Below are 5,755 nucleotides of genomic sequence, written 5' to 3'. Positions count from 1 at the left end.
GTTATGGATGCCAAGATATCGCTTTTATACTTATCCTGATGTCATGGTGATTAAAGACAAACCATTATATGAAGGAAAAGGCACAAACACTGTAACTAATGCGTTAATCATTGTCGAGGTTTTATCGAAATCAACTAGAGATTATGACCGTACTGATAAGTTTAAGTTTTATCGCTCAATTCCTGAGTTTAAAGAATATATTTTGATTGATCAATACCGTTATTATGTTGAACAATTTTATCAACAAAATAATGGGGAGTGGTTGTTTAAAGCATCTGAATCAGACAAGGATACTTTAAGGTTTAATTCTGTGGATTTTCAAATGTCATTGCTGGATATTTATCAACGCATTGATTTTAATTTAACTGAAGAATAATGACTAAATCCAATCTCGACTATCTACAAGAATCAATGGTTAAAATCCTCAATGAAAAAGGGGATACGGTGGGTTCTGGGTTTATTATTCGAGAAGATGGTTATCTCATTACCTGTCATCACGTTATCTATCTTTTACCCTCTTTAAAAGTAAATTATCAAGGGAAAGAATACGCATCTCAATGGTGTCAAGAATATTCTAATCCAGAAGTTGATATTGCTATTCTTAAGATTAAGATTGAGAATGCTAAACCTGTGAAGATTGTTAATTTTCAAGCTGGGTTAAATTGCGTCACAGTTTATGGATTTCCTAGAGAAAAAGAGAAGAATTTTCCAGAAGGATTTGATGTGAATGCCGATAAAATTACTGTCAGTGCGCCTTTAAATCTGCTTTCGACTTATCCTAATAATAAGATTGAATATAAGAATCCTTGGAATAAATTACCTGATAAATCTTCTAATTTTCTGACTCACAGAATTAATGCTAAGGTTGATAGGGGTACAAGCGGAGGTGCTGTTTTTTCGGAAGAATTAGGAGGAGTTTTAGGGGTTATTCAATCGAGTAAAACTGATGAAAGTTATGTGATTCGGTGGGATAATATTTTAGATATTTTAGATAAACTGGGGTTAGAACCTACCAAAAATGCTGTTTGTCGATTTTTAGAAAAAATTTAAGATGAATTTCAATATCTTCAATTCTTTCATACTCGTCAAAAAATCTCGTTATTAAAGCAATATATTCCTATTGAAGTTACTTTAGAAAGACGCTATAACCATGAGATTGAAACATGGCAAGCTTATACAGGTGATGAGGGAACATTAAAGAAAATCTATGCCTTAAAAGGGTTTACTGAGGAACAGCAACGGGAAGAAAGTAAAAAAGTGCAAGTTGATTGGGAAGAAGCCAAGGATAAACACAATAAAATGATGATTCTTGCTGATCCTGGAATGGGTAAATCAACTCTTTTAAGGATGGAAGCATTAAAAATTGCTAGGGAAGAATTAGGGAAGTTAGGTGTTAATACTCCTCAACCCTTCTTAAACAATCGGGAGAAGGTTAAGGTTAAGGATGTGATTCTTCCTTTGTATTTTCGGCTATCTGAGTTAGCAAATAAATTGGCAGAAAAAAATGATGACATTACTAATATAATACCTCAGTTAATTGATAAAAATTTTCAGATTGAGTCTATTGTCAAAGAAAAGCTAGAACAGGGAAAATGTGTCTTATTTTTAGATGCTTTAGACGAAGTTTCTTCTATACAACTACATAAGCTAAATACAAAACTTGAGAATTTTTTAGATAATTCTCCTTGTAAAATTTATCTAACTTCTCGCATTGTGGGTTATGGTGGCAAATTTTCAGGGGAAGTCAAAGAGGTAGAAATTGTTCCCTTTACTGATCAAAAGACAGCCGAATATATCAAAACCTGGTTTGTTAATGCGGAAGGTTATTTAGAGAATGATTTGGTATCAGCGGACGGTTTAATTGAGGAGTTGAAAAATAAACCGCAAATTCAGGGTTTAGCACAAAATCCTTTATTACTTTCTTTGATTTGTAGTCTCTATCAAACTCAAAATTTAATTCTGCCAGCAAAACGCAATGAAGTATATAAACAAGCAGTTGATTATATGCTGCGTGATTGGGTAGAAAATAGAAAGCTGGTATCAGTATCAGGCGGAAAGCGGATAGCGAAGATCAGATTATTAGAGATTGTGGCTTATGAGTTATCTTGTCGAGAAGAAGAAATTTTTATTTTTCAAGAAGAAGACTTTTTTAATGTTTTAGAAAGATATTTACGTCATGAAGAAGTATCAACAATTTTCCAGCAATCAAATAGTGATGAATTGATGATAGAGTTGTGCGAAGAAGATGGGATTATTCAAAAGTTTCATGAAAAAGGAGATCAATATCTATTTTTACATCGGACTTTCCAGGAGTATTTTACTGCTTGTTATCTTCATCAACGAATCAAGAAAAATCAAGAGGATGGAATTGCGTTAGTCAAGGCGCATTTCTGGGATCATGATTGGCATGAGACGATTATTTTGTTAGCCGGGATGATGTCTGATGCTAGTCTTTTGTTAGAAGCAATTTTACAGGAAAAAGATGATATTTTTGCGACTTTATTGATACTGGCTAGTAACTGTCTGGCGGAAAGTAAAAATATTCAAGATTCTCTGATTAATCAGATAGTCGATAAGCTTTATAAGGTGTGGCAGTGTGATTTTAGTTTAGAGTATATCAACAAGACAATGGTGACATTAGGGAAGACTTTTCCCGTGATGAGAAGACGATTAGAAAACGCACTTAAGGATTTACCTTGGTATGTCAGAGATAGTAAATTTAATGCAGCAGAATTGTTAGGTAAAATCGGCAATCCTGAATCGATATCCGCTTTAAGTGCAGCATTGGATGATTCAGAAAACAGAATTAAAGGTTATGCAGAAGACGATATAAAAGAAATAAAGAGAGAACGTAAACCTATACTAGATTTTGAATTAGATTTGTATAAAGAAAAACCATTCAGAGGTTGGGCATTAAAAGCATTAGGAGAAATTGGCAATCCCAAAGCATTACCAACTATTATTCGGGCGTTCAATTATTCAGATTGGTTTAGAGATAATGCTGCAATAATTTTAGGAAAAATTAACAAAAAGCAATCTTTAGCTTTACCCTCTTTAATTTCAACACTATCTGATTCTGAAAAAAGTGTCAAATTTTGGGGAGTGAAAGCTCTAGGTGAAATTGGTATTGGTAATTCGGAAACAATACAAGCTTTGATTACAGCACTTAATGATGTGAAAACTAGAAACAATGCAGTAGAAGCGTTAGGCAAAATTAACAATTCAGCAGTAGTGTCAGCTTTAATCGAGACAATTAAAAATTCAGATGGGGATTTCAGAAGTTATGCAGCAGTAGCTTTAAGTAAGATTACTAATCCAGATGCAGTACCAGTGTTAATAGAAGCAGTGAATCATTCAGCTTTTCATGTTTATATTAGATACTTTGCGGCAGAAGCTTTAGGTAATATTGGCAACCCAGAAGCCGTGTCTGCTTTAATTGCGGTGCTGAATGATTCAGAAATAAATGATATATATTATGCAGCAGATGAACTTGTCAGAAATAAGGCAGTAGAAGCATTAAGTAAAATTGGAACTCCAGAAGCGGTGTCAGGTTTAATTGAGGCACTTAATCATCCCTATCAGAAAGTCAGAGGTAAAGCGGCGGAAGCTTTATTAAATATTGGCACTGAGAAAGCCTACTTAGGTTTAATGACAGCACTTAATCATTTAGATGAAAATGTTAGGAAATATGCGGTAGAAGCGTTAGTAAAAATTAACAACATTGGCAGCACAGCAGCGATGCCTATTTTAATCGAGGCACTAAATAATCCTTATCAGGAAGTTAGAAGCTATGCAACGATGATTTTTGCACATTTTCCTTTGGCGTTGGTGGTTAATCCAGAATCTAGACAAGCTTTTATTGTTGCGTCGCTTAATGATTCAGATAAGACTGGTAGAGACTGTGTAGAAACCGCTTTAAGCTTGCTTCTTAATCCAGAAGAAGTATTAGCTTTAATGACAGCACTAAGCAATTCAGGTGAGACTATCAGAAGCAAAGCTATAGAATCTTTGGGCGAAATATTAGACAAAATTGGCAACCCAGAAACGATACCAGGTTTAAGTATGGCACTAGAGGATTCCAATAATCTTCTCAGATATTATTCAGCAATATTGTTAACAGTTTATTTAAAAGGAAAAGGTAATCCAGAAGCTTTACCAATTTTAATCAAGGCACTTAATCATTCAGATGAGTATGTTAGACGCATGGCTGTAGGTGCTTTAGATGATAGCGACAATCCAGAAGTAGTGTCAGCTTTAATTATGATGCTAAATGATTCGGATTATGAAGTTAGAAGCACGGCAGCAATGGTTTTAGGTAATATCGGTAATCCGACAGCGATACCAGCCTTAATTGAAGCTTTGAATGATGTAAATAAATATGTCAGATTTGTGTCAGCAGATGCTCTAAGCAAAATGGGCAATTTAGAAGTGATACCAACTTTAATTGAGGGGTTAAATGATTCAGAAGAGAATATCAGAGTCTTCGCGGTAACAGCTTTAAGCAAGATAAACAATCCTATAGTGATACCAGTTTCAATTGAAGCACTGAATAATTCCGATAAGAATGTCAGAGCGTTAGCTGCACAAACTTTAGGAAATATTGGCAACTCGGAAGCAATACCAGCTTTAATTAAGGCACTAAATGATGAAGATGATCAGGTTCAATACATTGCTGCACTAGCTTTAAGCAAAATGGGCAATTCAGAAACAATATCAGCTTTAATCGATGTAATAAAGTATTCAGAGCATGATGCCAGATGGTATGCAAAAACAGCTTTAATTGATATTGGTAACTCAGAAGTAGTGTCAGCTTTAATTGAGTTGCTGAATCATTCAGATTGGGGTGTCAGAGGTTTTGCGGCACAAGCGTTAGGTGAGATAGGCAACCCAGAAGCAGTAACAGCTTTAACTGAAGCACTGACAGAGGCAGATGATTATGTTTTAGAATTCGTAGCAGAAGCATTAGAAAAGATGGGCGACTTAAGAACCTTGAAACAAATTATTTATCGTTGGGATATTGATATTTATGAATCTAATATTTTTCTGCTTGCGAGAAAACTTGCCATCCGCTATCGCAAAACTAAAAACTCAGTTATTCCAGTTTATCGTCAGCGATTTAGATTTCTAGTGAAGCGCATTAGAGGAATTATTGTGATGGTAATCTCATCATTAAGAGACAAATAAAATCGTGACTATTGCAGACTCGCAATTCGCGCACAGAAAGCCAAGCCGAAACCTGACTTGATGGTTTATCCTGAAAGAATGGAGAAGACGATAAAACACTTGAGTAAAAAGATACGGTTCTTCGGTTTGTCTTATGCAATGGACGGGGGTTATAAGGAATGAAACCCTTATAGAGACAGACATTGCTGCGATTTTTATCAATTGTTGGCTCTTCTGGTTTTCGTGTGTTAATTTTTGTTATGAATTAAAGCAAGCAAACAGCTTAAGTCGAAGATGTTCAAAATTGGTAAATCCATAACTCATTCTTTTAATAAGCTTTATTTTGGTATTCATTCCCTCAATTAATCCGTTGGTTGTCTGATTTTCAAAGTAATTACAAATACCCGGCAAATGCTTCTGGATCATGCTGGCACCACTTTCATATAATATTCCGCCTATTCTTATCCATTTTTCCAATTTTCTCTCAGCACCTCTGAACGTTCTACTACTTTGATAAATTTGTCTAATTTCTTCTTTCATTTCCCAGGCTATTCCCAAGCAGGGATGTTCTTTCAGGATAACTTCTAGTTGT

General features: G+C 34.8%; 4 protein-coding genes. 3 read left to right on the top strand and 1 reads right to left on the bottom strand.

The annotated features are described in order from the left end of the window. From PX481_RS20160 to PX481_RS20150, 3 genes are all read left to right on the top strand, one after another. Positions 1 to 376 (top strand): Uma2 family endonuclease (locus tag PX481_RS20160; RefSeq protein WP_288095654.1); only part of this gene is annotated, 376 nt, incomplete at its 5' end. A 35-nt stretch (positions 377 to 411) separates the two neighbouring features. Beyond that, positions 412 to 1,050 (top strand): S1 family peptidase, encoded by a 639-nt coding sequence (locus tag PX481_RS20155; RefSeq protein WP_288095653.1) that lies wholly within the window; start codon positions 412 to 414, stop codon positions 1,048 to 1,050. 207 nt (positions 1,051 to 1,257) lie between these two features. Further along, positions 1,258 to 5,184 (top strand): HEAT repeat domain-containing protein, encoded by a 3,927-nt coding sequence (locus tag PX481_RS20150; RefSeq protein ID WP_288095652.1) that lies wholly within the window; start codon positions 1,258 to 1,260, stop codon positions 5,182 to 5,184. A gap of 237 nt (positions 5,185 to 5,421) precedes the next feature. Here the strand turns inward: PX481_RS20150 and PX481_RS20145 are convergent. Next, positions 5,422 to 5,755 (bottom strand): transposase (locus tag PX481_RS20145; protein ID WP_288095651.1); only part of this gene is annotated, 334 nt, incomplete at its 5' end.

This window comes from Microcystis sp. M53603_WE2 (genome assembly GCF_030065435.1).
This window is presented reverse-complemented; position numbering and strand designations above follow the sequence as displayed.